The 20,894-nt window shown below is 41.0% G+C and carries 24 protein-coding genes; 5 read left to right on the top strand and 19 right to left on the bottom strand.

Annotated features, from left to right (window positions below):
* Nucleotides 1-90 precede the first annotated feature (90 nt).
* Nucleotides 91-462 (bottom strand): MarR family transcriptional regulator, encoded by a 372-nt coding sequence (locus MHN79_RS01860; protein WP_239171445.1) that lies wholly within the window; start codon nucleotides 460-462, stop codon nucleotides 91-93.
* Between the two features lie 219 nt (nucleotides 463-681).
* Between MHN79_RS01860 and MHN79_RS01855 the strand changes: the two genes are divergently transcribed.
* On the top strand, nucleotides 682-1,356 hold the full coding sequence (locus tag MHN79_RS01855) for a DUF2982 domain-containing protein (protein WP_239171444.1): 675 nt from the start codon (nucleotides 682-684) through the stop codon (nucleotides 1,354-1,356).
* Between the two features lie 27 nt (nucleotides 1,357-1,383).
* Here the strand turns inward: MHN79_RS01855 and MHN79_RS01850 are convergent, their stop codons facing one another.
* From MHN79_RS01850 to MHN79_RS01810, 9 genes are all read right to left on the bottom strand, one after another.
* Nucleotides 1,384-2,031 carry an MBL fold metallo-hydrolase gene (locus MHN79_RS01850; protein ID WP_239171443.1) on the bottom strand — a complete coding sequence of 216 codons (648 nt, stop codon included), beginning with the start codon at nucleotides 2,029-2,031 and terminating at the stop codon, nucleotides 1,384-1,386.
* An 84-nt stretch (nucleotides 2,032-2,115) separates the two neighbouring features.
* Nucleotides 2,116-2,655, bottom strand: a complete 540-nt coding sequence (locus tag MHN79_RS01845; RefSeq protein ID WP_114785487.1) for a YcbK family protein — start codon at nucleotides 2,653-2,655, stop codon at nucleotides 2,116-2,118.
* Nucleotides 2,656-2,833: 178 nt separating this feature from the next.
* Entirely contained in the window at nucleotides 2,834-4,387 is a 1,554-nt protein-coding gene (locus tag MHN79_RS01840) for a L,D-transpeptidase family protein (RefSeq protein WP_239171442.1), read from the bottom strand.
* A 109-nt stretch (nucleotides 4,388-4,496) separates the two neighbouring features.
* A complete protein-coding gene (locus MHN79_RS01835) occupies nucleotides 4,497-5,588 on the bottom strand; it encodes a DUF1513 domain-containing protein (protein ID WP_239171441.1) in 1,092 nt (363 codons plus the stop codon).
* Nucleotides 5,569-6,555 carry an imelysin family protein gene (locus MHN79_RS01830; RefSeq protein ID WP_239171517.1) on the bottom strand — a complete coding sequence of 329 codons (987 nt, stop codon included), beginning with the start codon at nucleotides 6,553-6,555 and terminating at the stop codon, nucleotides 5,569-5,571. The genes MHN79_RS01835 and MHN79_RS01830 overlap by 20 nt, the downstream gene beginning before the upstream one ends.
* A gap of 33 nt (nucleotides 6,556-6,588) precedes the next feature.
* Nucleotides 6,589-7,977 (bottom strand): di-heme oxidoredictase family protein, encoded by a 1,389-nt coding sequence (locus tag MHN79_RS01825; RefSeq protein ID WP_239171440.1) that lies wholly within the window; start codon nucleotides 7,975-7,977, stop codon nucleotides 6,589-6,591.
* Nucleotides 7,978-8,092: 115 nt separating this feature from the next.
* Complete coding sequence (locus MHN79_RS01820; RefSeq protein WP_239171439.1) at nucleotides 8,093-9,355, bottom strand: imelysin family protein; 1,263 nt, start codon at nucleotides 9,353-9,355, stop codon at nucleotides 8,093-8,095.
* Between the two features lie 164 nt (nucleotides 9,356-9,519).
* On the bottom strand, nucleotides 9,520-10,116 hold the full coding sequence (gene ribA / locus MHN79_RS01815; RefSeq protein ID WP_239171438.1) for a GTP cyclohydrolase II: 597 nt from the start codon (nucleotides 10,114-10,116) through the stop codon (nucleotides 9,520-9,522).
* A 210-nt stretch (nucleotides 10,117-10,326) separates the two neighbouring features.
* Nucleotides 10,327-10,506, bottom strand: coding sequence for a hypothetical protein (locus tag MHN79_RS01810; RefSeq protein WP_172971824.1), 180 nt, complete (start codon nucleotides 10,504-10,506; stop codon nucleotides 10,327-10,329).
* 288 nt (nucleotides 10,507-10,794) lie between these two features.
* Between MHN79_RS01810 and MHN79_RS01805 the strand changes: the two genes are divergently transcribed.
* Nucleotides 10,795-11,214: a BLUF domain-containing protein gene (locus MHN79_RS01805; protein WP_239171437.1), complete on the top strand. Its 420-nt coding sequence runs from the start codon at nucleotides 10,795-10,797 to the stop codon at nucleotides 11,212-11,214.
* Here the strand turns inward: MHN79_RS01805 and MHN79_RS01800 are convergent.
* Nucleotides 11,211-12,122, bottom strand: a complete 912-nt coding sequence (locus MHN79_RS01800; RefSeq protein ID WP_239171436.1) for a LysR family transcriptional regulator — start codon at nucleotides 12,120-12,122, stop codon at nucleotides 11,211-11,213. The two genes, MHN79_RS01805 and MHN79_RS01800, sit on opposite strands and share 4 nt — an antisense overlap.
* A gap of 123 nt (nucleotides 12,123-12,245) precedes the next feature.
* Between MHN79_RS01800 and MHN79_RS01795 the strand changes: the two genes are divergently transcribed.
* Nucleotides 12,246-13,301 (top strand): HlyD family secretion protein, encoded by a 1,056-nt coding sequence (locus tag MHN79_RS01795; RefSeq protein ID WP_239171435.1) that lies wholly within the window; start codon nucleotides 12,246-12,248, stop codon nucleotides 13,299-13,301.
* 2 nt (nucleotides 13,302-13,303) lie between these two features.
* A complete protein-coding gene (locus MHN79_RS01790) occupies nucleotides 13,304-14,854 on the top strand; it encodes a DHA2 family efflux MFS transporter permease subunit (protein WP_239171434.1) in 1,551 nt (516 codons plus the stop codon).
* A gap of 40 nt (nucleotides 14,855-14,894) precedes the next feature.
* Here the strand turns inward: MHN79_RS01790 and MHN79_RS01785 are convergent, their stop codons facing one another.
* The 7 genes from MHN79_RS01785 to MHN79_RS01755 all read right to left on the bottom strand — a co-directional run bounded on the left by MHN79_RS01785 (nucleotide 14,895) and on the right by MHN79_RS01755 (nucleotide 19,837).
* The gene (locus tag MHN79_RS01785) at nucleotides 14,895-15,362 is read right to left on the bottom strand and encodes a DUF3291 domain-containing protein (protein WP_239171433.1); all 468 of its coding nucleotides are present in this window, start codon (nucleotides 15,360-15,362) and stop codon (nucleotides 14,895-14,897) included.
* Nucleotides 15,363-15,453: 91 nt separating this feature from the next.
* Entirely contained in the window at nucleotides 15,454-15,813 is a 360-nt protein-coding gene (locus MHN79_RS01780; RefSeq protein ID WP_239171432.1) for a hypothetical protein, read from the bottom strand.
* Nucleotides 15,814-15,861: 48 nt separating this feature from the next.
* Nucleotides 15,862-16,284: a GNAT family N-acetyltransferase gene (locus MHN79_RS01775; RefSeq protein WP_239171431.1), complete on the bottom strand. Its 423-nt coding sequence runs from the start codon at nucleotides 16,282-16,284 to the stop codon at nucleotides 15,862-15,864.
* 90 nt (nucleotides 16,285-16,374) lie between these two features.
* Nucleotides 16,375-16,809, bottom strand: a complete 435-nt coding sequence (locus MHN79_RS01770; protein ID WP_239171430.1) for a GNAT family N-acetyltransferase — start codon at nucleotides 16,807-16,809, stop codon at nucleotides 16,375-16,377.
* A 214-nt stretch (nucleotides 16,810-17,023) separates the two neighbouring features.
* Entirely contained in the window at nucleotides 17,024-18,796 is a 1,773-nt protein-coding gene (locus MHN79_RS01765) for a bifunctional diguanylate cyclase/phosphodiesterase (protein WP_239171429.1), read from the bottom strand.
* Nucleotides 18,797-18,928: 132 nt separating this feature from the next.
* Nucleotides 18,929-19,660 carry a chromosome partitioning protein ParA gene (locus MHN79_RS01760; protein WP_239171428.1) on the bottom strand — a complete coding sequence of 244 codons (732 nt, stop codon included), beginning with the start codon at nucleotides 19,658-19,660 and terminating at the stop codon, nucleotides 18,929-18,931.
* Nucleotides 19,661-19,678: 18 nt separating this feature from the next.
* Entirely contained in the window at nucleotides 19,679-19,837 is a 159-nt protein-coding gene (locus tag MHN79_RS01755; protein ID WP_239171427.1) for a hypothetical protein, read from the bottom strand.
* A gap of 248 nt (nucleotides 19,838-20,085) precedes the next feature.
* Between MHN79_RS01755 and MHN79_RS01750 the strand changes: the two genes are divergently transcribed.
* On the top strand, nucleotides 20,086-20,424 hold the full coding sequence (locus MHN79_RS01750; RefSeq protein WP_239171426.1) for a 50S ribosome-binding protein YggL: 339 nt from the start codon (nucleotides 20,086-20,088) through the stop codon (nucleotides 20,422-20,424).
* A 43-nt stretch (nucleotides 20,425-20,467) separates the two neighbouring features.
* Here MHN79_RS01750 and MHN79_RS01745 read toward each other — a convergent pair whose 3' ends face one another.
* Nucleotides 20,468-20,710, bottom strand: coding sequence for a hypothetical protein (locus MHN79_RS01745; protein WP_239171425.1), 243 nt, complete (start codon nucleotides 20,708-20,710; stop codon nucleotides 20,468-20,470).
* Between the last annotated feature and the right edge of the window lie 184 nt (nucleotides 20,711-20,894).

Genomic DNA, 20,894 nt, shown 5'->3' with positions numbered 1-20,894 from the left:
GGTATACAAACAAAAAGAGCCTCGATATTATCGAAGCTCCAACTGGTCATGCATATTACTTCGCATACATGAATGCTAGCTAGCGTTTTTTTAAACGGGCTTATAAATAACTTTGTTTCCAGCTAGCTGTTCTTTCGCTACTAGATTCTCTTCTAGTAATTTTTTAAGTGCACTTGTTGCCCAAGAAGCGGCTTTTGATTCCTCTTGTCCAGCAGCAAGGCCAATACCTTTAGGGTTGATACCGTCAGCATTGGCAACGACAATATCAAGTACTTGCTGCTGCTTGGGTGTCAAACTAGTGTCTGCCACTTTCGCTACTACAGTTTTCTTTTCGGTAGCAGCAACTGTGACTTTTTTCTCAACCTGTGGCTTTTTGCTTGGTGTCGCTTTTTCTTTAGCAACCGCGGCCTTCAAGTGCTTTTTCAATTTCATCTGCACTTTGCGCTTATGAGCTAGTCTCATCGAGTATCTCTCCATTTCACTGCATTACGAGCAGTGGAAAAAAATTAATGGCGTTTTATAGCAAAAATCTGACGACATTGACAGTATCTAACAAGCTTAATCCGGTAAAAATACGTGTTCTGCTAGGTGGCGGCTACAATTTAATCTACACCTAATGTGATCTATGCTGTGGCCACTGAATATATAAACAGAGGTTAAAAGATTTACTGGGAGCGAACTATGGAAACATTGCATATTATTCATCAACCTATCCAACTGTCTTCCCCAGGAGCAAAATTGCTCGCAGCAATTATTCTAGCAGGCCTCATTTCTCTTGTGGTACTTGCACCTAACTTGCAGCTGGCAATTATTACCTTGATTGCTGTGCTAATTTTTCTCGGTTTTGCTCAATGGTTAGTCCACAAAAGTACGGTTTCCTACACCTTGACCGCTTCTCACTTTCAGCAACACTTACATAAAGGTGGCTGGGTAGTGAAATGGAACAATATCGGCAAGATTGGTATTTGCCATTATGACAACCAAGGATGGCAGCAGCCCCTGCCATGGATTGGAATCAAGTTAAAACAATACTCTCCTTACTTAGAAAGTATATGCCCGAGAATTGCTACAGATATTCTTTTAAGTCAACGTGCCCTACTGTATATGGGGATGAAACAAAGTATTCTGAATGCTCACTTCGAAGATATAGTACTTGACTCAAAGCCGTATAAAAGTGAGCAAGGTAGAGAATATCGGGGCTTACAAGCAATGCTGGCAAACCGAATGAACTACCAAAGGAGCTACTTTGACTATGATATCTTTATTTCAGCCAATGATATCGATCGAAGTGCTGAGGAGTTTGTCGGCTTAGCACGGCGCTACATGGCAGCTGCAGAGTCAGAAGGTACGAATTGATCCTATGTTGACGAACATTCCTCGGCGCTATAATTCATCTGCAACAAATGGGTTTGATGCTCGCTCATAGCCAAATGTCGACTCTGGCCCATGACCCGGTACAAACCTAACATCGTTACCCAAAGGCCAAAGTTTCGTTTTAATTGAGCGTATCAGTGTATCAAAATCACCTTTAGGAAAATCCGTACGTCCCACAGAACCGTTGAATAAAACATCCCCAACAAACGCTAATTTTGCTGGTTCACTAAAGAGCACGACATGGCCTGGGGTATGTCCTGGAGTATGATAGACATTCAAACACTCTTTACCAAAATGTATTGTGTCACCATCGTTGAGCCACTTGTTAGGTGCAAAAGCCTGAGTAGGCGGAAAGCCAAACATTTGACTTTGCTCTGCAAGTCCTTGGAGCCAGAAGTTATCGTCTTTGTGAGGGCCTATGATATTGACGCCACCCAAAAGCACAGAAAGTGATTGAGTTCCACCAACATGATCTAAATGTCCATGAGTTAAAACAAGCTGAGTAATATTAATCCCATTGGCTTTGATTACCGAGGATAATTGCTCAACATCTCCTCCCGGATCAACAACAATACCGTCCATCGTTTCATCACACCAAACAATAGAACAGTTTTGAGAAAATGAGGTGACAGGAACAACTTGGTACTTTAGAGACATATCCTAGCCTTAATCAATAACTAAACTGGCAAGACTATGACACTTGGGAAGGTTTTTGACAACCTTATAGCATAAATCTATTGTCTACCAGTGGCGTACTGGCCCAGTATCTATATGGACAAAGTTACTTCTAGGATAATAGCCTACTCCTCCCGCTTTTAGATCCATAGCTACATCTCGCACCTGTTTTAGGTTAACACCGTCTAAGCGAAAATCGATTGCCTGCCCCAGCATGTGATAACTTTTTTTGGCAACCCCACTCGATACTGAACGCAATGCTTGATTGGTTTCAGGTGAGCGATAACCAGAAATGATTTGAACCTGAGTATCCACACCTAATTCAGACTGGATCAGGGAAATCATATCAAACAAATTCTTATCCATCTGATGAACTTGGTTTAAACGAAAATCTCTGCAAATATTATCGATTCGAGCCAATTCTCTGTTTATATAATTTCGACCATCAAAGTAGCAAGATTCTAGCTCTTCACCTGTATGCAAATTATTAAATGCAAGGCTCCGAGGTGCTGTAGCACATGCTGATAAAGCAACAGATGGTGTGCAACTCGCAGCAATAACACTGCCACTGGCAAATTTAATAAAATCTCTGCGAGAGAAGTTCACAATAAAGCCCCATCCATATCTTTGGCGAATATATTTTGAGCGGGGACCTTACCTAACAATAAATGAGAGTGCAAACGCCAAAACGCGTTTTTACAGGCGCAGATAATCTTGCGTCAGGTTACTATCTGACGAGATTAGAAAAAATCAAGATATGAATAAATGTTATTTTTTGGCAAATTTAGCTTTTACCATGGATTCGTCTATCAAAACGATATATATCGTCCCTGTATTGAATTTTTCCACCTTCCGACCACGCGGTTTGGTAAATGATGTGCACAGGAACTTTACGTGTAAGTGGAATCGACTGGTTAGCCGCAACTTCGTTTTCATCGACTAGAGACATATCCGCACCTTGTCGTTTCAACAAAATTGAAGCAAACTGCTCAGCATTTTCAACTCGAACACACCCCGAGCTAAATGCTCTGCTTACTTCTTCGAAAAGTTCTTTACTTGGTGTGTCATGCAAGAAAATTGCTCGTCGATTTGGCGTATTAAACTTGTATAAGCCCAAAGCGTTATTATCACCTGACAATTGAGTCATTTTGTAAGGAAATGTACTCGGACGAAGGTTCTGCCAGTCAATTTCGTTAGGATCGATTAACTCTTTAGAACCCCACCTTGGTACAATAGTGATATTTTCTTTGACTAAATATTCAGGGTCTTTTTTAACCCTAGGTATAATGTCACGTACCATAATCCGCCAAGGCACGTTCCAAGTAGGATTGAGAATCAATGATTCAAGTTCAATAGTCATCAAGGGCGTCGGCCGGCCTCTGCGTCCGACCACTACCTTGGACTCGAACACTTCTTTACCAGAAGACCAGTATTTCATCTCAAAACCGGGCACATTCACAATGATCAGGTTATCGAAATTAATCGGCCACAAGCGACTTCTTTCAGCGTTTAGAGCAAGGATAGCCAACCTTTTGTGGGGCGATGTGTTTAACCACCGCATGGTGTTAGAACCTATAACGCCGTCATCCTTTAAACCATGCAGTCTCTGAAACTCTTTTATTGGTGCTTCTAATGTTTCGTCATACCAATCAACATCGCGTCTCACTCCTGATAAATCAACATCTACCATTTCCATTCGCACAAGAAGGATTTCTCGATTGTCCAAAGGCTCACCAACTCCTCTAAGCCCTTCCTGCGTGTATTCTGGAATATCCAATTTAGTGAACTTAACCACATGAAGGTAGCTATCAAGCAATTTCTGATAGTCCGAGCTGTCAGGGGTATAAGCTTCGATGAGCTCGCTCAGTTGCTTGTTTACTATGGATGACACCACCATTTGTAGAACAGCACTGCTTAACCTTGGGAGTGGCTTATACAACATAGATTTGAAAAACCAATCATAGCCCAACACTTTGGCTTGTTCGGCATAACTGATGTAGAGAAGCAGAGTGTCTGTCGCTAGAACGTCATACTCATGCCAACGGTTGCTTTTCCGGTAGTATTCCAAGTATTGAAGTTGGCGAGAAAAGAGAGGGCTAAACCCTGCGCTTGCGATAACCTCTAACTGGAACTCAAGACGAGTGCTTTGTTGGAGATCGAACCATATAAAGCGATTGCCATATTCATTATAAATACTCTCTACATCTTTTGAGAACTGCAAAACACGAAGAACATGGCTATCTTTCTCCAACCAACCAATTTGTTCAAAGTAACTATTAGCTAAAGATTGGAAAGGCATCAAAATTACTAGCAGCAATAAAGGATTCAACCTAGCCATCTTACTCTCCGATTCCTTCGTGTAGATAGAAAGTATGGCAGAGAAATAAGAGGCCAGTTGTAAATGTTGATAAGAAAGTTAATTTTTTTAAGTTTTACAATAAGCTAGGTTAAAAAACTCTCGACCAATGGTTATCCCATTGAATTCCCGAATGAATTTTTTTCTTTTTGTGTGGAGAGTATTGGGTGATAACACCTCCAGCACCCGAGCTAATTTTGAAATACCCCGCATCTGCAATCACTCCGGACGCATCAGGTAATGCATTTAACTCTTCCAACAGACCTGTTTGTTTTGACCAAATACCATAACAGTTTCCTCTTGGAGATGTAGCCAGAATCCACTCTTCCGTCGCCGCAATACTAGCAATATAGTGGTTAAATCTAGCCCATTGCTCTGGCTGAGCCTGTAAAGAGCGCATTTCTCCACCTTGTGTGTGCATAGCTAATAGAGATGGATACGCATCGGGTTCACCTCTGTATTGCTGACCACAAAGGACTGTATCAGACCCATCGTGTGCAAGATGACGAATACTCAGGTGATGATCAGGTAGAGAGACTTGTTCTACCAGCTCACCAGTCGAGTCTAAATAACTCAGACTTGGCTGCATAGATGAGAGATTCATAGGCTTGCGTCCATCGGTATGGACCCCACCAACCCCTATGGCAAGTTTATCGTCGGGCATCACAATAACCTCATGAGGCCCGATACCAAAGTCTGTAAATTCGGCAACCTTTGTGTAGCCAGCGAGCACATCATAAACTCCAATGATCCCTCTACTGGTTGTGCGCTCTCCCTCTGTCGCATACAACCACATACCATCATTTGAGTAGACACCATGTCCATAATAATGTCGATTAGGCTTTGCAGTCTTAAGAGTAATTGTTTCACCCGTTATGTAGTCAAACACGATAAAGTACTGACCAGGCCGCCTTGCAAAGGCAACCGCATGATTCAGTGTTTGATGAGTTGCAACACCATGACCACGTGATGGAAGTGGCAGTTGTTTGAGAGGCAAACCTTGTTCGTCAGCAATAACAACAGAGTATTTATCTCTACCTTGTAGGGCACAACCAATAAGAGCAGGCTTTCTCGTTGACATGGTTTTGTTTGCACAGCCGAGCGGAAGTACAGGCACAGCTATCCCCATCAATGCTGCCTTTAGTAGGTTGCGTCTTGTATTATCAGTCACCATCTGTTGCATTAAACCCTATTACTACACCCAATTTAATCGCCACTTCCTCATGAATAAGATACTTAAGCTGTTCCAATTTGTTATATTGGGCATAAGCGACGCGATAACCTTCTTTAGATTGAAGTAATTCAAATAAGCTTTCATCAACGGGCCATGTTTCCAAAGTAGATGAGAACTGGCGCGTTATGCTATCAGCAAGCTGAATATGCCCATTTTGACGTAAGGTATGATCTAACCCATTACCATCAGACAAATACAAAGTTTGCATTGCAGTAATATTTGCTTTTAAGTTTTTCATTGACGTGCGAGAGCGCCATGATTCGGCAAAATAAGGCCGCGGCTTACCAAACTTTGCAAGCGGACGAGTCATCTTCTTCATACTGTATTCCAGTTGATTGGACAGCAAAGAGATGTACTCAGAGGTCCACGCCTTTTCATCTAATCCCGACCAAGGGTTTTCTTCCCAAGCAGAAGCTATCAGAGCCGCATTATTGGCCAAATTACTTGCAATTGCTGTTGCGACATGACAGTGTCTAGCCGAAGTCTTAAGCGGCGAATCTTGGTCATATAGCAACCATTCAATGGAACCAAGCCCTTGAACGGTCACACTCTGCTGGGCAATATCATCTTGAGACCAATGTTTGTCACTATTGACCAAAGCGGTCATTTTGCGGCCCGTTGTGTTCTTTTTATCCGGCCAAAACTGTATATTCCAACTCTTTTCTAAAGCGCTCTCTGGGCCTCTTTCTTGGCCTTGTAGTGCCATCCAAGACAACATGGTTTGCTGCCACTGCTGTTGAACTTGTTGTAAATCCCCCTCTTCACAAAAGGTGAGCATTTCGCTTTCTAATTTATTGGCTTGGTGCATGAAGTGTTTAGCAGAAGCTAATTCTACCTGATACACACCTCGACTAGGGTGCTCATCTTCATGAGACACCAAACTACAACCTGCTACACTGGTCAGTAGAAAAGTCATAGCGGCTATTGATAAAGGCTTCATTTCCTTTCCTTATAATGAATTCAGAAATGCTATCAAAGCATCACGTTGCTTTTGATTAAATGTCAGCACCTTCTGTTTTGACGACTCGGCTTCACCACCATGCCAAAGTACCGCTTCCATTAAATTACGTGCTCGACCATCATGCAGGAAGTAGGTATGTCCATTAACCTCTTGGGTATAACCAATTCCCCAGAGCGGGGCTGTTCTCCACTCTCTTCCATTAGCTAAATATTCCGGGCGATTGTCTGCTAAGCCCTCCCCCATATCATGCAATAGTAAATCCGTATATGGATGGATGGTCTGATTGGATAATGCTGGTAAACCTTCACGTACTGATGTGGTGACTTGACTCTTATGGCAACTGTCACAACCTGCTTTGACAAACAAGCTTTGTCCTAGTTTGACGTTTGGTTGCTCCAAATTGCGTCTTGTTGGCACGGCTAGATGTTGCGTGTAAAACTCAACGAAATCAAGTATATTATCACTTACTTCTGGTTCTCCACCATTGGGCAACTCGGCGCATAGGGTTTGCTTTGAAGTGCAGTTTTCATTGGGAAATAGGCGACTAGTCAGACCGACATCACCATTAAATGCCGCAGCATTTTGCTGCATTAGAGTTGGTTGACCTGACTTCCAACCAAATCGACCAATAGCAAATTGGTTTTTCTCAACATCCCACACCTTATTCACTTTGCCAGAAATACCATCATTATCATCATCACTTTCGTCTGCCCATGACATGAGTGTGTGTTCTGAGATACTTTCCAATAACCCTAAACCAATCATTGGTGGTGCGACGCGAGCAGAAAACTGCGTATCAGGATGCATTTCACCGTAGCCAAGCTGCTGTATTTTGAGCTCAGGTTTACGTAAGATGATTTCTGTTCCATCGGTAAAGCGCACGGGAACTTGTGTATAAGTGATACTTATCTGCCCTTCTGGTATTTGATCTTGCAGAGCGAAGTCTTGAAGCTGACCACCATACGTCGGCTCTGGTAGAATCCCTTCTCTTATGAATATCTTTTTCTGCTCGGCTGACATAGCAGGGATGCTCAGACGAACTAACATCGATACTGCATGAATATCATCTTTCTCAGGCGGATGTCCGCGACCATCTTTAATATGACAGTTCTGACACCCATTAGTATTGAAAAGCGGACCTAACCCATCTCTTGCATCTGTCGTTGCAGGCGCTTGAATCCATGGATTACGGAAAAAACTGTTACCAACACTAAAATCAAGTCGTTTAGTCAAGGGGAGATTAGCAGCAGGAAGTGAGAAGGCGTTAGCTCCTTCCTTTGCAACACTTGTCGCTCCGCCAGAATCTACCTCATATGCCGGTACACTGCTACTCAAGGTAAGCAAAGTGGCTAACAAAGATTTAAAGCACAACTTCATACTAAAATTTCTCAGGCAAATGGAACCACATAATTGAGATGAGTTCTCATTAAAATATGGCTTTAAAAACAACAAAAGGGCTCTAAAAGAGCCCTTAGAAAAGAGTGTATCTTAATTAGAATTCATGATCCGCTGTATCAGGATTCAGACTGCTAATACCGACAATTTTTGCGGCACGTTCAATAGAGGCAGTTTGATCGACAAGAGACATAATAGTTTTGTTAACCAACGCATTACCTTTTACATTATCGGAAGCAATCAGTTGATCAAAGTACTGATTATTCTTTTCCGCTGATGTAACAAGTTGTCCTACTTGAGTGCGAGTCGTATCGAACTGTTGCTGGATTTCTTTCGCTGCTTTTGCATCTTTTTGAGCCACTAATTGAGCAATGCTTGCACCAGAAACTACTGTTCCATCAATTCGTTTGTATGAACCAGTGTAAACATTGTAAATACCCTGCTCATTGTAGTAATGGGAGTTGTGGGTGTTATCTGAAAAACAATCGTGCTCGTCTTCGGTAGAGTTAGCTTCCAACGCCACTTTCATCCGTTCACCTGCAAGTTCTCCCAGAGAAAGAGAACCCATACCAAATAGCATTTTACGTAAACCATTATCCGCAGATTCATTGAGAAGCTGCTCTCTGTAGTTGCCCTTAACACCCTCTTGCCACTGTTTCTCCATCCACTCCAGATCTTGGACTAAAAGATCGGCAGTTGCTTTTAAGTATTCTCCACGACGATCACAGTTACCATTGGTACAACCTTTACCAACTACAAAATCCGTATAAGCACGCTCACCAGCTCCCGCCTGAGTGCCATTTAAGTCCTGGCCCCATAGAAGGAATTCAATAGCATGATAACCACTAGCAACGTTCGCTTCAGAGCCACCGATTTCATTAAGGTCTGCGATGGTTTTTGGTGTTAGTTTATTTACATCTAATTCAGTTGCACCGATCTTTAGCTTTTTGTTGGCAACAATATTTGCACTCGCACCTTCGTTGCCTAATTCGTATTGGTAGCCAGTGGCAACATAGTCAATGAGACCTTCATCAAGAGGCCAAGCGTTAAGTTGACCTTCCCAATCATCAACTATTGAATTGCCAAATCGAAAGACTTCTGACTGCTGATATGGTACACGCGACTTAATCCAAGCTTGCTTTACTTGATCTAATGATTTTTGTGAAGGCGCGGCTAAAAAGGATTCAATAGACTTGTCTAGCGCCTTAGCAGTTGTCAGTGCATCAGAAAATACCGCATGAGCAACATTAGCGTACTGCTCTACGACCTGTTCTTTTGTCACATCTGCAGCAAAAGCTGAGCCACTGGCAATCAAAAGTGAAGTAGCCACAGAACGGGCCAAAAGTGATTTTACATTCATTTAAAAGCGTCCTTGGTGAACTTAATAATTATTCTGATTTACAAGTGCTAATTATTCTCATTTGCACTCATTGACGCAAATAATACAAACTTGGATTTTTTTTGCAAGTCATATACGAGAAAGCCCCATAAAAATGAGGCTTTTGTCAGGAGAGGTTCAAGGCATTACAATTTCAGATCATGGTTCCCATGAGCAATTTTTGCTTTGAGATAGTTCTTATTACCGTCTTTAACATGAGCAGACGTGTTAATAGATTGCTCCACTGCAATACCATGCTCACTCAACTCTCGAACCTTTTTGGGATTATTGGTAATCAATTGAATTTTCGACACACCAAGCGCTTCAAGCATCTGCGCTGCTTCAGAGAAATCACGAAGATCATCACCAAAGCCTAAATGATTGTTCGCCTCATAAGTATTCATCCCTTCACTCTGTAGCTTGTAGGCATCGATCTTGTTATACAGCCCAATTCCTCTTCCCTCCTGTCTCAAGTAAAGGATTACACCACCTTGCTCTCCAAGCTTACGGATGGTTTCATCTAATTGTTCACCACAATCACATCGAGAAGAATGAAAAACATCGCCAGTCAAACACTCAGAGTGTATGCGAACGATAGGAACAGATTGTGTTTTGTCAGCTTGTTTAAATACTATCGCTACGTGTTCTTTATCCGTCTTGAGCCCTTCAAAAGATAAGAGTTCAGCCTCTATGTCGCTATTCACACCGACTTTAAAATCTACTCTGGCTCTAACTTCCGCCATAACCCTACTCACTTGATTCATTATTATTGTCTGTTTCTTTGATTATAGAAACCTTACGGGTGACTAACTAAGAGGATTCATTTGGTATAAATCAATGGTCAGATCACTTAATGTTATAATATAACATCTTTGGTTTTAGGCAATAAAAAACCTCAGCGGATTCTATCACTGAGGTCTTTTAATGTGTACAAAAGAAGATACTTATTGTGTTTAGTGATTATGACTGTTCTTCCATACAGAAAGCTCAACCCACATATCTGCAAGAAACTGCAGTTCTTCTTCAGTGAGTAAAGAGAGTGTCGGCTTAGTATGCGGCAAAGAGTAGGCCTGCAAAGCGCTAATTTGGGCATAAAACTCTTTACGCAACTGAGATATGTTTGTTTCCACCACGGTTCTCTGCCTGTCTTTGCAAAAATAAATAACGAAAGCTACGCACGATTAAAATGATAACAAACTTGATAATTGCAGCAATTCAGCAAACTGCGTTTTGCAACATAGTTCACATTTGGTTTTAATGTCATACCTTTACAATTCAATGAATTATCTCACAATGCTCCCCATCTACGCTGAATTACTTAAATACAGTTTGTATGACAGTTAATATTACATTACCCGAAAGAGCCTGATTGCATATACTGTATACATGTCGTTCAAATAACCCACACAATGGAGCGCTATATGTTTCTAGTCAGATTGGTGTATACGAGTGAGATTACTGAAGGTGTGACAGAGTCAGATATTCAAAACATCCTAGATAAAGCACGTAAAAAGAATACAGCATTAAATGTCACTGGCGTGTTACTGTTTAGCAGAAAGTATTTTCTTCAGTGCTTGGAGGGTTCAAGAGAACAAGTGAATAAGGTTTACCATCACATCCTAAATGACAACAGACATAAAGATGTGGTGTTACTAGATTACTCAGAAATTAATGAAAGAGAGTTCGCCGACTGGTCTATGGGTTACATTCCTGAGATGGAGATAACGCGGCCGATTACTCTAAAATACTCAGAAAGCGCAAGTTTCGAGCCTTATAACATGTCTGGCTCAAGCGCGCATAATCTGTTAACAAGCTTAACCAAGGTCGTCAATGTGGTTTAGTGAGTTGCCCGAGTATTAGACTCAAATGCCTCGAGTAGATAGCGAATAAATACTTTCTTTCGTTTAGGCATCAGCTGTCGGTCTGCATAGACTAGGCTCACCGAAACTTCGGGCATTGTGTATTCAGGTAGCAGTTGAATAAGCTTACCGCTGGCAAAGTGCTCTCGGCATATAAACTCTGGTAATACTGCAATCCCAAGACCGTCTAGGCATGCTTTGAGACAGGCAGTAATCGTGTTCACCCTTAAACGATAAGGTAAATCTATCTGTATCGAGTCTTTATTTTTGGGTGCAATCAAGTGCCATTTAGGTAACTTAACTGCGCGACTATACACGTCAACCATTTGGTGAGGACTCTGGAGATCTTGATGTGAGCTGATTTTACCAAACCCTTCCAGATACTCTGGGCTAGCCGCCAAGACACGTTGAGATTTGGTTAGGTGTCTTGAAATTAAACAGGAATCTTGTATCTCCCCCACTTGTGCGTAGAGATCAATCCCTTCGGAAATAATATCCACTTCTCGATTAGATAATTCAAGATTGATGGTGACATTAGGGTATTGTTTTAGGAACGTATTGATGTATGTACCTAATACTTGATGGCCCAACTCTACTGGCAAAACAACTTTAAGTGGGCCACGGATCAAATCTTGGTTAGCTGATACTTCGAGCTCTGCTTGATTCAACAGTTCTAAAATTTGCAAGCTAGATTGATAAAAGCGCTCTCCTTCTGGTGTCAAAACCAGACTTCTAGTGGATCGTGTTACTAACCTAACACCCAAATGCTTTTCTAATTCTACCAATTTTCGACTAACTGTCGACTTTGTCATATCTAATGCATCAGCAGCATGGGTAAAGCTCCCACAATCAACAACTTGAGCAAAAACAGTAATAGCGTTTAAGTCCATCCTTCTCTCCTTGGCTTGATTGGTAAGATATTTGCAACAGTGTTTCCCTTTTTTCCTATCTTATCAGTTAATCATTTTCATTTACAATTTGTGCTCATTAACAATAACGATAAGAGACACAGCATGACGGATTCAACCCATATCAGACCGCAGAAACAAAGCAATAAAGTCCTGTTTATCGCAACCAGTGCGATAATGATTATCGCCATACTCTGCATTGGATATTGGCTTGGGTACGCTCGATACTTTGAATCCACCGATAACGCTTACCTGCAAGGAGATATAACAACTATACGACCAAAAGTCTCCGGTTATATTGCCAAGTCTTTCGTTAGCGATAACCAGAAAGTAAAGAAAGGAGATTTACTGGTTGAGCTTGATCCACGAGATTATGTAACTGAACTTGAACAAGCAAAAGCTCACCTTGCGGTATCAGAATCAAGTATCGATAATCTATCGGCACAAAGAACCTTACAAGAAAGTCAAATAAGACAGGCTGAAAGTCGCGTAGATTCAGCTAAAGCTGAATATCAACGTTCCACTCAGCAGTTGGAACGTTCACGTAGTCTACGCAAGAAGAATTATGCTTCCCAAGACGAAGTCGATGATATGCTCGCACAGCAGAAAGTCGCTCTTGCAGAACTGAATGAAGCCAATGCTAACTTAGTCGCGGCTCATGACCAACTGTCCGTAATTGACAGTGACATTCGTCAAGCTGAAGCATCCATTACAGAGTCTAAAGTGGATGTTGACCAAGCTGAACTTAATTTGAGTTATACAAAAATTTACGCTCCCGCAGACGGTATCATTGGAAAAAGAAGTGTGCGCCAAGGGCTCCTTGTTCAATCCGGAACCCCGCTAATGAGCCTTGTACCTACGAGTAATATTTGGGTGGAAGCCAATTTTAAAGAAACGCAAATTGGCGATATTCATAAGGGGCAAAAAGTGAGCATTGAATTTGATGCTTTCCCTGATCAGCCTCTAACAGGCGTAGTGGACAGCTTTTCTCCAGCAACAGGGGCAAAATTTGCCCTACTTCCTCCAGAGAATGCAACAGGCAATTTTACAAAAGTTGTTCAGAGAGTACCGGTTAAAATCACTATACCCAATCAACAAAGTCTTAAAGGTCGGCTACTACCCGGACTGTCTGTTGTCACCACAATAGACACTCGGGGTTAACCATGTCTGTAAATGCTACCTACACTCCTACATCCATTGAGAATGAAGTACCGATCAAAAATTGGATTGCTTTGATTGGTGGTTTGATTGGTGCTTTTATGGCTATTTTAGATATCCAAATCACCAATTCATCACTAAAAGATATTCAAGGCGCGCTGTCCGCCACACTCGATGAAAGCTCCTGGATATCAACATCCTATTTAGTCGCAGAAATGATAGCTATCCCACTCAGTGGTTGGCTATCTCAGGTATTAGGCAAGCGCAGATACCTCACATGGACAACAAGCATCTTTACCTTATCCTCACTGTTGTGTTCATTGTCTTGGAATATGACATCAATGATTGTGTTTCGAGCTATGCAAGGTTTCAGTGGAGGTGCATTGATCCCACTCGCTTTCTCCTTAGTTGTTCAACTACTTCCTCTAAACAAACGTGCTGTGGGTATGGCTTTATTCGGTGTCACCGCCACCTTTGCACCGGCAATTGGGCCGACATTTGGCGGCTGGCTAACCGAGAACCTTTCTTGGCATTACATTTTCTACATCAACGTTCCTCCAGCAATTCTACTTATCGTGATGGTTCGTTATGGCTTAGAAGATGAGGTAGCTAGCTTTTCAAAATTTAAAAAAGCAGATTGGTTTGGCATCGCAACAATGGGAATAGGACTTGGCTGTCTCGAGGTGGTGCTCGAGGAAGGCAATCGCGAAGAGTGGTTTAGCTCTCAATTTATTATTGCTCTGAGCGCTATCTCTGCTGTTAGTTTAATCTATTTTGTGATCAACGAGCTGCAACACAAAAAGCCACTGGTCAATCTCCGATTACTCAGGGACCGTCAATTTGCTCTCTCATGTATCGCTTACCTGATCTTAGGGATGGCATTACTGGGTTCTATTTATGTACTACCCCTCTACTTAACGCAAATTCAACAGTTTAACGCTATGGAAATAGGCCAAGTACTCATGTGGATGGGCTTCCCACAGTTACTGTTTTTCCCATTAGTACCAAGGCTCACACAAGTCATAAAGCCCAAGTACTTGGTTACATTTGGCTTTGTTATGTTTGGCTTAAGTTGTTTCGTCAATACACATATGACTATCGACTTTGGCGGACAGCAACTTATTCTATCAATGCTTCTTAGGGCGGTAGGAAGCCCATTCATTATGGTTCCCCTGTCTTTGGTCGCAATGAAGAATATCGATAATCATAATACTCCTGATGCATCCACATTAACCAATGTGATGCGCAACCTTGGAGGCGCTTTTAGCATTGCTATCATTGCAACTTTGTTAGATAACAAAACTCGTGAGCACTTATCTCACATTAAAGAGTCACTACCCTACGTTAGTACCACGGCGTGGGATACATTGCGTGAGCAGCAGTCATACTTCGTGCAATCAGGGAGTGACGCTGTAACAGCAATTCAGCAAGCAGAAGCTGTGTTACTTAACACCATGCAGCGTGATGCTGCAATTATGGCTTATAACGATGTGTTTTTAATTATGAGCATATTTTTAGCGATAGCGGCTGTACTGATACTAAGTATGAAAGATTAAGTCAGGTCTATAGTTAAGATGCCTTTAAGTGCTTCTTAACTTAGCTGACTCCATGCCTATCTGCATATAGGTCAGCAGCAGTAAAATTTGTTTTAAAAGTAAAAGCGAAAGGGGTATCACCGTTTGTTCTAAGGTGGTCAAGTCTCTCAATAGCTTCTTGCGGCGTGGGAATATGGCCGTCTTCTATCCACCAAAGCACGTAAGTGTCTTCTGCGACTTGATGAAACCATTCTTTTTTTCGGCGCATAAAATCTCTATGAATAGTGCGAAACATAAAGTCTTTGAGAGAGTCTGCCGTTTCCCATACTGACATATTGACTATGATATTTGGGTCATCAAAAAGCTGAATGCTTGTTGCGTCCCCTGAATCATCTTTAAGTCGCCAAATAAACCCTTCGCTTTGTTCGGCAATAGCATTGACTCTCTCCAAGTTGTCGATAAAGTCCTTTATATTGGGGTGATCTAATGGATATTTAGCATGCGCGATATTGAGTTGTGCTAGTTTCATTTTAACTTCCCTGTAAAAACGAATTTAATTTTCTAATATTAGATATGTTATCCTTTTTCTTATTTTCAAAGTCAAGCTTTAAGCGATTTTATTAGTTTAAAGACCTTAAGCTATAATAAATAACCTTTTTATCAGAAAAATCAAAAAACCATTCACTTTCACCACTAACATATAATAGTTGCTCTTGCTTTTCGGTAGGTTTCAGCCTCTCTTTAAAATCAAGCATTGCATCACTGGATAAGACGAAGCTTCCTGATGATTCATTAATATCAAAGTTGTTATTAACGACAATTTCTATTGCTGACCTTGGTATAATTGCAGGTAGCCAGCCACGCTGAAATAGGTCATCTTCTTCGGCACTTTGGTATGTTGGATACTCACTAGTAACTATGTCACTACACCCATACATAGTAAGCAAAATTATTGGAAGTAAATATTTGTTTAATCTCATTAATCATTACGCCTGAGAGGTTTTGTTAGGTTTCTCGGTTAAAACCTATCACAATTCCAAGAGAGAAAAGTGATGACTGGCAATATTGAACCCATTCGATAAATAAAATCGGTGCGCAGAGAATCGCTGTACACCGGAATCTAAATGCAACTGAGCACAACCCGCTTCCTTGGCGTAGGTCTTTAACCAGCTAAGTAAAAATGTACCAACCCCAGTCGCACGGCATACTTCGTTAGTAATTAGATCATCAATATACATGTATTTACCCCATGCTAACTTTTCACCGATACAAAAGCCTGAAACAGCGAGGATTTGATCATCTGATTTTACATATGCAACTTTATATCCATCCTGCTGCTGCTTTTCTATCTGCTGAGATAAACCTTCCAAACTATAATTGGGGCGAAGTTGTAACAGTACTTGTAGCACTTTTACATCATATGGGGCTTTTTCCAAGAAATGCACGTTCATAGCATTTAGCCTTCTTCCATAAAGTTATCGATTACCTATATCGGCGTACATGATATGCTGAGGTCCAGCTTCACCACCTAAGTAGAGCTGTTAAGTATCAAGAAAACCACCTTTATGATAACATGCTTTGGCTGCTGGATTTTTGCAATTGACTGTTAAATAAACGCTTTTATATTGGGCATAATTAACGTCAAGATATGACAATAAAGCCTTGACTGCCAGAGTACCAATCCCCTTTCCCTGACAATTAATATCTATTGCAAACGCTTTTACACCTAAACTATTTTGAGAACAAAATGAAAAGTTGTCAGAATACAGGGTGTCAATTTTGAAAAAACCCACGGGTTTACTGCCACTTTTAATAACGTAAAGATGCATGGTTTCGCTACCTGAACTAAGGAAGTTTTCAGCATTTCCTGCATATTTTTCTTGCTCATCCGCCAATGTAATATTCTGAACGTCGATTAAGTGGGTTGAATCTAGGGGAGAAATAGAAACATTGCACGAGGTGTTATTAATTGTCATTTATAATTTAAGCTCATCAATTTTATATAGACACCATGATGCAACAGACAAATAGAAAACTCAATATCATGTTGAGCTCAGCAATTTCATATATACGTATTCATTTCAGTTAGTTTTAATAAAGAAGCATCACGATGCACGATAAATGAAAGACATTACCGTGCCATATTATGGTTTCTTACAGCTCTGAGTCGAGGCAAGAAAACAAAACCGATTACTCTTTCATACTTTGGTTATGATGTTCAACTAAGGATATAAACTCGCTCGGTGTCAGAGGTTGAGAATACAAGTAACCCTGATAGGCGTCGCATTGTTCTTGGCGTAACACTTCGAGCTGCTGCTCATTTTCTACTCCTTCCGCAACTACGCTAATATCTAGGCTATGCCCCATTTGGACTATTGTTTTGAGTAGGATCCGATCCGCTTCATGTATTGCGCACTCGTTGACGAAATACTTATCTATTTTTAGAACATCAACTGGCAGATGCTTTAAGTATTTCAAACACGAGTATTCCACACCAAAATCATCCACTGCGATTGATACACCCAACGCTCTTAATTGATTACATATCTCAGTCACACCTTCAGGGTCCTTCATTAACGTCGACTCAGTAATTTCAATCTGTAGCAGGTGTGAAGGAAGTTGAACCTCTCTAAGAATTTCACAGATAGCCTTGAAGAGGTCAGCATCATCAAATTGAACCGTGGAGACGTTTACTGAGACACAAATATCAATACCTTCAACATGCCAAGCTTGCACTTGTTCACAAGCTTTGCGCAAGATCCACTGACCCAAAGGTACAATTTGTGCAGTCTTCTCTGCAATTGGAATAAACTCTGCGGGCGAAATAGAGCCTAATTGAGGGTGCTTCCAACGAATAAGCGCTTCGGCCCCGATGATCTTTGCGTCTTCAATCGAGACTTTAGGCTGATAATACAAAACAAACTGATCACTGAGAAGTGCCGCTTTTATTTCTGTCTCAATCTGATGCTGGCGAATGGTCTCATTCAGCAACTGGTCATCGAACCAGCACACAGAACCAGCACCTTGCGAAAGCGCTTTGTAAAGAGCAAAATCCGCATTTTTAATCCAAACCTCAATGTTGTCAGGCGCATCTTTTGCTAAAGCAATACCAACACCGAAACCTAGTCGATGACTGGTGTTTTCCATATTGAATAAGGTTTTTTCATGTCGGCGAAGGACATCAACAGCTTCGACCAATGTAGGTCTGACTTCAGTATTCTCAACAACCAAAGCAAACTCATCGCCCCCAAGGCGGTAAAACTTACCATAACCTCCGATCAAACGGTCGATATGTTGAGCGAAAGCAACGAGTAACATGTCACCATATCGGTATCCAAGACGATCATTTATGTGTTTAAAACCATCTAAACCTATGTGCAATATTCCAAATCGCTCGGCATTATCTTGATTAACCTCTTTGATATCTTCGTAAAATGCTTGCAGGTTAGGCAACTTTGTTAAAAAGTCCGTAATACTTTGGAGTTGATAAATTTGAGCCTGCTTGCGGGTCTCTATATAAAAATAAGCCATCAAAGTCGCAAAAATAGAGATAGCACTCGCTTGGGCCGCTATCTCTATAAATAAGCCAACATCCAGAGACGTTAGTTGATAAAGATATCCATTAATGAGCACCGCAGCCACAGCAATAGGCCACATAGAGCCAGGGGAAAGGACAACATAGCACAGAGGAATAAGAATGAGTCCACTGCGAATAACACCTACTTCCAGCGGCTCTATCAACCCTCCCACAATAAATAAAGCGACCGCAGAAAAGGCAAATAGATGCTTTATTCGTCGATCGGACACCCATAAAGCAACAACCATCGCCATTGGCACTAGAAGAAAAACGTTACTCCATACATGGGGTTGAGTGACTAAACCATATGAGATAACTGCAACAGAACACAAGTAAGCAAGGTCTGCGATCATTGTCATCCATTCTACACCAACATTTTTGCTCACCTTACTACCCTACAATTACTCAACAGACGTCATCACACTACTTAAACCTAGTCTTTAATTATTCCCTTGACTAATTTGGTATAAAAAAACCTCCTTATTAGGAGGCTTTTGTCTCAAACCCAGCGGAATGATTTACAAACCTAACTCACTTGCTAGTGCCTTAATTTGCTTTAGATCCATTTGATGCACACGAATCATTTGATTAACATGACTTAAACGAGAATTAGCTTCGTCTTGTTTATCGCAGGCATCTGACTTAGCTTCCCACGAGGTTCCCGCTAAATACAAATCACAATCAGCTTTTAATTGCTTCAACTTTGGTTGAAGATCATCACGCTCTTTTTCCAATGCTTCTAGCTCTTGCTTGACTTTAAGCTCCTGCTGAAATAACTCTCTTGAACGCTCAAACATGGTCGCTTGCATATCCGCTTGTCTATTCAACTTGCGATTTTCTTGTGTCGCTTGGGCAATATTTTGTTTCTGCTCGTTGAGTTGCTCTTCTAGAGAAAGGTTCACTTTTTCCAATTCAGCAACCTGATCATTTAAGCTTTTTATAGTTTCATCAAAAGTGTGTTTCTTTTCATTTATCGCCTTAGTTAACTTAGCTTGGATCTCAGCATCAACCTGAGCCACTTTGTCTTCAACTTCATCAGTTAACTGCTTTTTCTCTTCCACTAATTGCTGATATTTGGTTTCTAAACCGTGGTATGCCTCTTGCCATTTGGAAGAAGTCAAAGATGAGCCTATAAGTCCACCTAGAGCAGCTCCTAGTAAACCAGCAATGATTATGTACAGGTAGCTCCGTTTATCTCTTTCTTCGATAACTACGACATCATCATTTTCTACATTAGACTCGTTATTCACTTTTTTGCTCCTACTGAATTAACGCATTAGTTCGGTCACGACTAAAGCCGAGGTGTAGATTAAAAAGCCTGAAATCATGGTAATAACGACATATTTTTGCAGTTTTTCATTGGTCCGATATCGAATCAGTACAAAGGCCAATGCAGCCAAAAATACGATAGCGATCAATCTCGTCATACACTCTCCTTAGCCAACCGAACAAATTTTCCTCTTTCTTGCTTTAAGTTATACCATTTTTTGAGGCTCTAAGGTCAGCGCCAAGTCTGTTTTACGCGCTTTTGACCCAAATAATCATTTAAAGATATCAACTTTGTCTCAAACTACTGTGCATCAATCAGTTATTTCACATAACACAGCTCACAAATATTGGGTGGACATTAAAAATAAGGTATAACTAGTGATCTTATGTCCAAGGTGTAATGATAATGAAACCATTCAAGTTAGATAACAAAAAGCGTCGCATTCAAAAGAAACTATTTCTTGGTGAGTTTGCGATGCTCGGATTTGAAGTAAGCTGTGATACAAAGATACAAGACTTTGATAGCTACGATACCTTTGTTGATGAGTTTATTGACTACATCGACGCTTTAGACTTGAGTTTCGGCGGAGGTGGCCTAGAGCTTTTTGAAGGCTTTATCTGCCATGCAGAGAGATATAAAAGTGTTAGCAGTGAGCAACAAGCAAAAGTTGTTTCTTGGCTTGAAGCTCGCCAAGACGTAAAAGCAGTTCGTGTTGGCGAATTAGTAGACGCAAACTACTTCTAGCACTTAGCGGCAGGTAACGCCAAACAGGCGTTACCTATCTTCTTCACCTTACTTCAAGACCTAAGTTATATTGCGCTAGACATCGAGTGACATAACTCACCTTCAAAAATGCCGCAATGATAATAGTACTGATATGCGCGGCTACCTGCGCCTCTATACTGAAGGCATCAGCATATGGATACGCAATGATCACACTGACAACCAGTGCTAAAAAAGTAATGCCTAAACCGATATTTGAAACAGCCAATAGTGTTTTAAATGTATCGCGAGTTGGTTGATTAAACATAATGACTCCAGTGCTTACGTTCATTTCCTTTATACATAGCATTTCCCTTGCCAACTTTAATAACTCATAACTATCAACAGCTTAAACTAACCCACTTGAAAATAGAGTCATAATGACACGCAATATTTGTGCGTCAAAATAACACATAAAAATTCAAAAGACTCTTCCAGACAATATCTTTAAT

The organism is Vibrio sp. Of14-4 (assembly GCF_022347625.1).
Taxonomy (GTDB): Bacteria; Pseudomonadota; Gammaproteobacteria; order Enterobacterales; family Vibrionaceae; genus Vibrio; species Vibrio pristinus.
The sequence above is the reverse complement of the archived record's forward strand: the minus strand, read 5'-3'. Positions and strand labels throughout refer to the sequence as shown.

What these genes read in the sequence shown, in the direction of transcription:
- MHN79_RS01860 (WP_239171445.1), bottom strand. Translation starts at nt 462, where the DNA reads ATGAGACTAGCTCATAAGCGCAAAGTGCAGATGAAATTGAAAAAGCAC.
- MHN79_RS01855 (WP_239171444.1), top strand. Translation starts at nt 682, where the DNA reads ATGGAAACATTGCATATTATTCATCAACCTATCCAACTGTCTTCCCCA.
- MHN79_RS01850 (WP_239171443.1), bottom strand. Translation starts at nt 2,031, where the DNA reads ATGTCTCTAAAGTACCAAGTTGTTCCTGTCACCTCATTTTCTCAAAAC.
- MHN79_RS01840 (WP_239171442.1), bottom strand. Translation starts at nt 4,387, where the DNA reads ATGGCTAGGTTGAATCCTTTATTGCTGCTAGTAATTTTGATGCCTTTC.
- MHN79_RS01835 (WP_239171441.1), bottom strand. Translation starts at nt 5,588, where the DNA reads ATGCAACAGATGGTGACTGATAATACAAGACGCAACCTACTAAAGGCA.
- MHN79_RS01830 (WP_239171517.1), bottom strand. Translation starts at nt 6,555, where the DNA reads ATGACTTTTCTACTGACCAGTGTAGCAGGTTGTAGTTTGGTGTCTCAT.
- MHN79_RS01825 (WP_239171440.1), bottom strand. Translation starts at nt 7,977, where the DNA reads ATGAAGTTGTGCTTTAAATCTTTGTTAGCCACTTTGCTTACCTTGAGT.
- MHN79_RS01820 (WP_239171439.1), bottom strand. Translation starts at nt 9,355, where the DNA reads ATGAATGTAAAATCACTTTTGGCCCGTTCTGTGGCTACTTCACTTTTG.
- ribA (WP_239171438.1), bottom strand. Translation starts at nt 10,116, where the DNA reads ATGGCGGAAGTTAGAGCCAGAGTAGATTTTAAAGTCGGTGTGAATAGC.
- MHN79_RS01805 (WP_239171437.1), top strand. Translation starts at nt 10,795, where the DNA reads ATGTTTCTAGTCAGATTGGTGTATACGAGTGAGATTACTGAAGGTGTG.
- MHN79_RS01800 (WP_239171436.1), bottom strand. Translation starts at nt 12,122, where the DNA reads ATGGACTTAAACGCTATTACTGTTTTTGCTCAAGTTGTTGATTGTGGG.
- MHN79_RS01795 (WP_239171435.1), top strand. Translation starts at nt 12,246, where the DNA reads ATGACGGATTCAACCCATATCAGACCGCAGAAACAAAGCAATAAAGTC.
- MHN79_RS01790 (WP_239171434.1), top strand. Translation starts at nt 13,304, where the DNA reads ATGTCTGTAAATGCTACCTACACTCCTACATCCATTGAGAATGAAGTA.
- MHN79_RS01785 (WP_239171433.1), bottom strand. Translation starts at nt 15,362, where the DNA reads ATGAAACTAGCACAACTCAATATCGCGCATGCTAAATATCCATTAGAT.
- MHN79_RS01780 (WP_239171432.1), bottom strand. Translation starts at nt 15,813, where the DNA reads ATGAGATTAAACAAATATTTACTTCCAATAATTTTGCTTACTATGTAT.
- MHN79_RS01775 (WP_239171431.1), bottom strand. Translation starts at nt 16,284, where the DNA reads ATGAACGTGCATTTCTTGGAAAAAGCCCCATATGATGTAAAAGTGCTA.
- MHN79_RS01770 (WP_239171430.1), bottom strand. Translation starts at nt 16,809, where the DNA reads ATGACAATTAATAACACCTCGTGCAATGTTTCTATTTCTCCCCTAGAT.
- MHN79_RS01755 (WP_239171427.1), bottom strand. Translation starts at nt 19,837, where the DNA reads ATGACGAGATTGATCGCTATCGTATTTTTGGCTGCATTGGCCTTTGTA.
- MHN79_RS01750 (WP_239171426.1), top strand. Translation starts at nt 20,086, where the DNA reads ATGAAACCATTCAAGTTAGATAACAAAAAGCGTCGCATTCAAAAGAAA.
- MHN79_RS01745 (WP_239171425.1), bottom strand. Translation starts at nt 20,710, where the DNA reads ATGTTTAATCAACCAACTCGCGATACATTTAAAACACTATTGGCTGTT.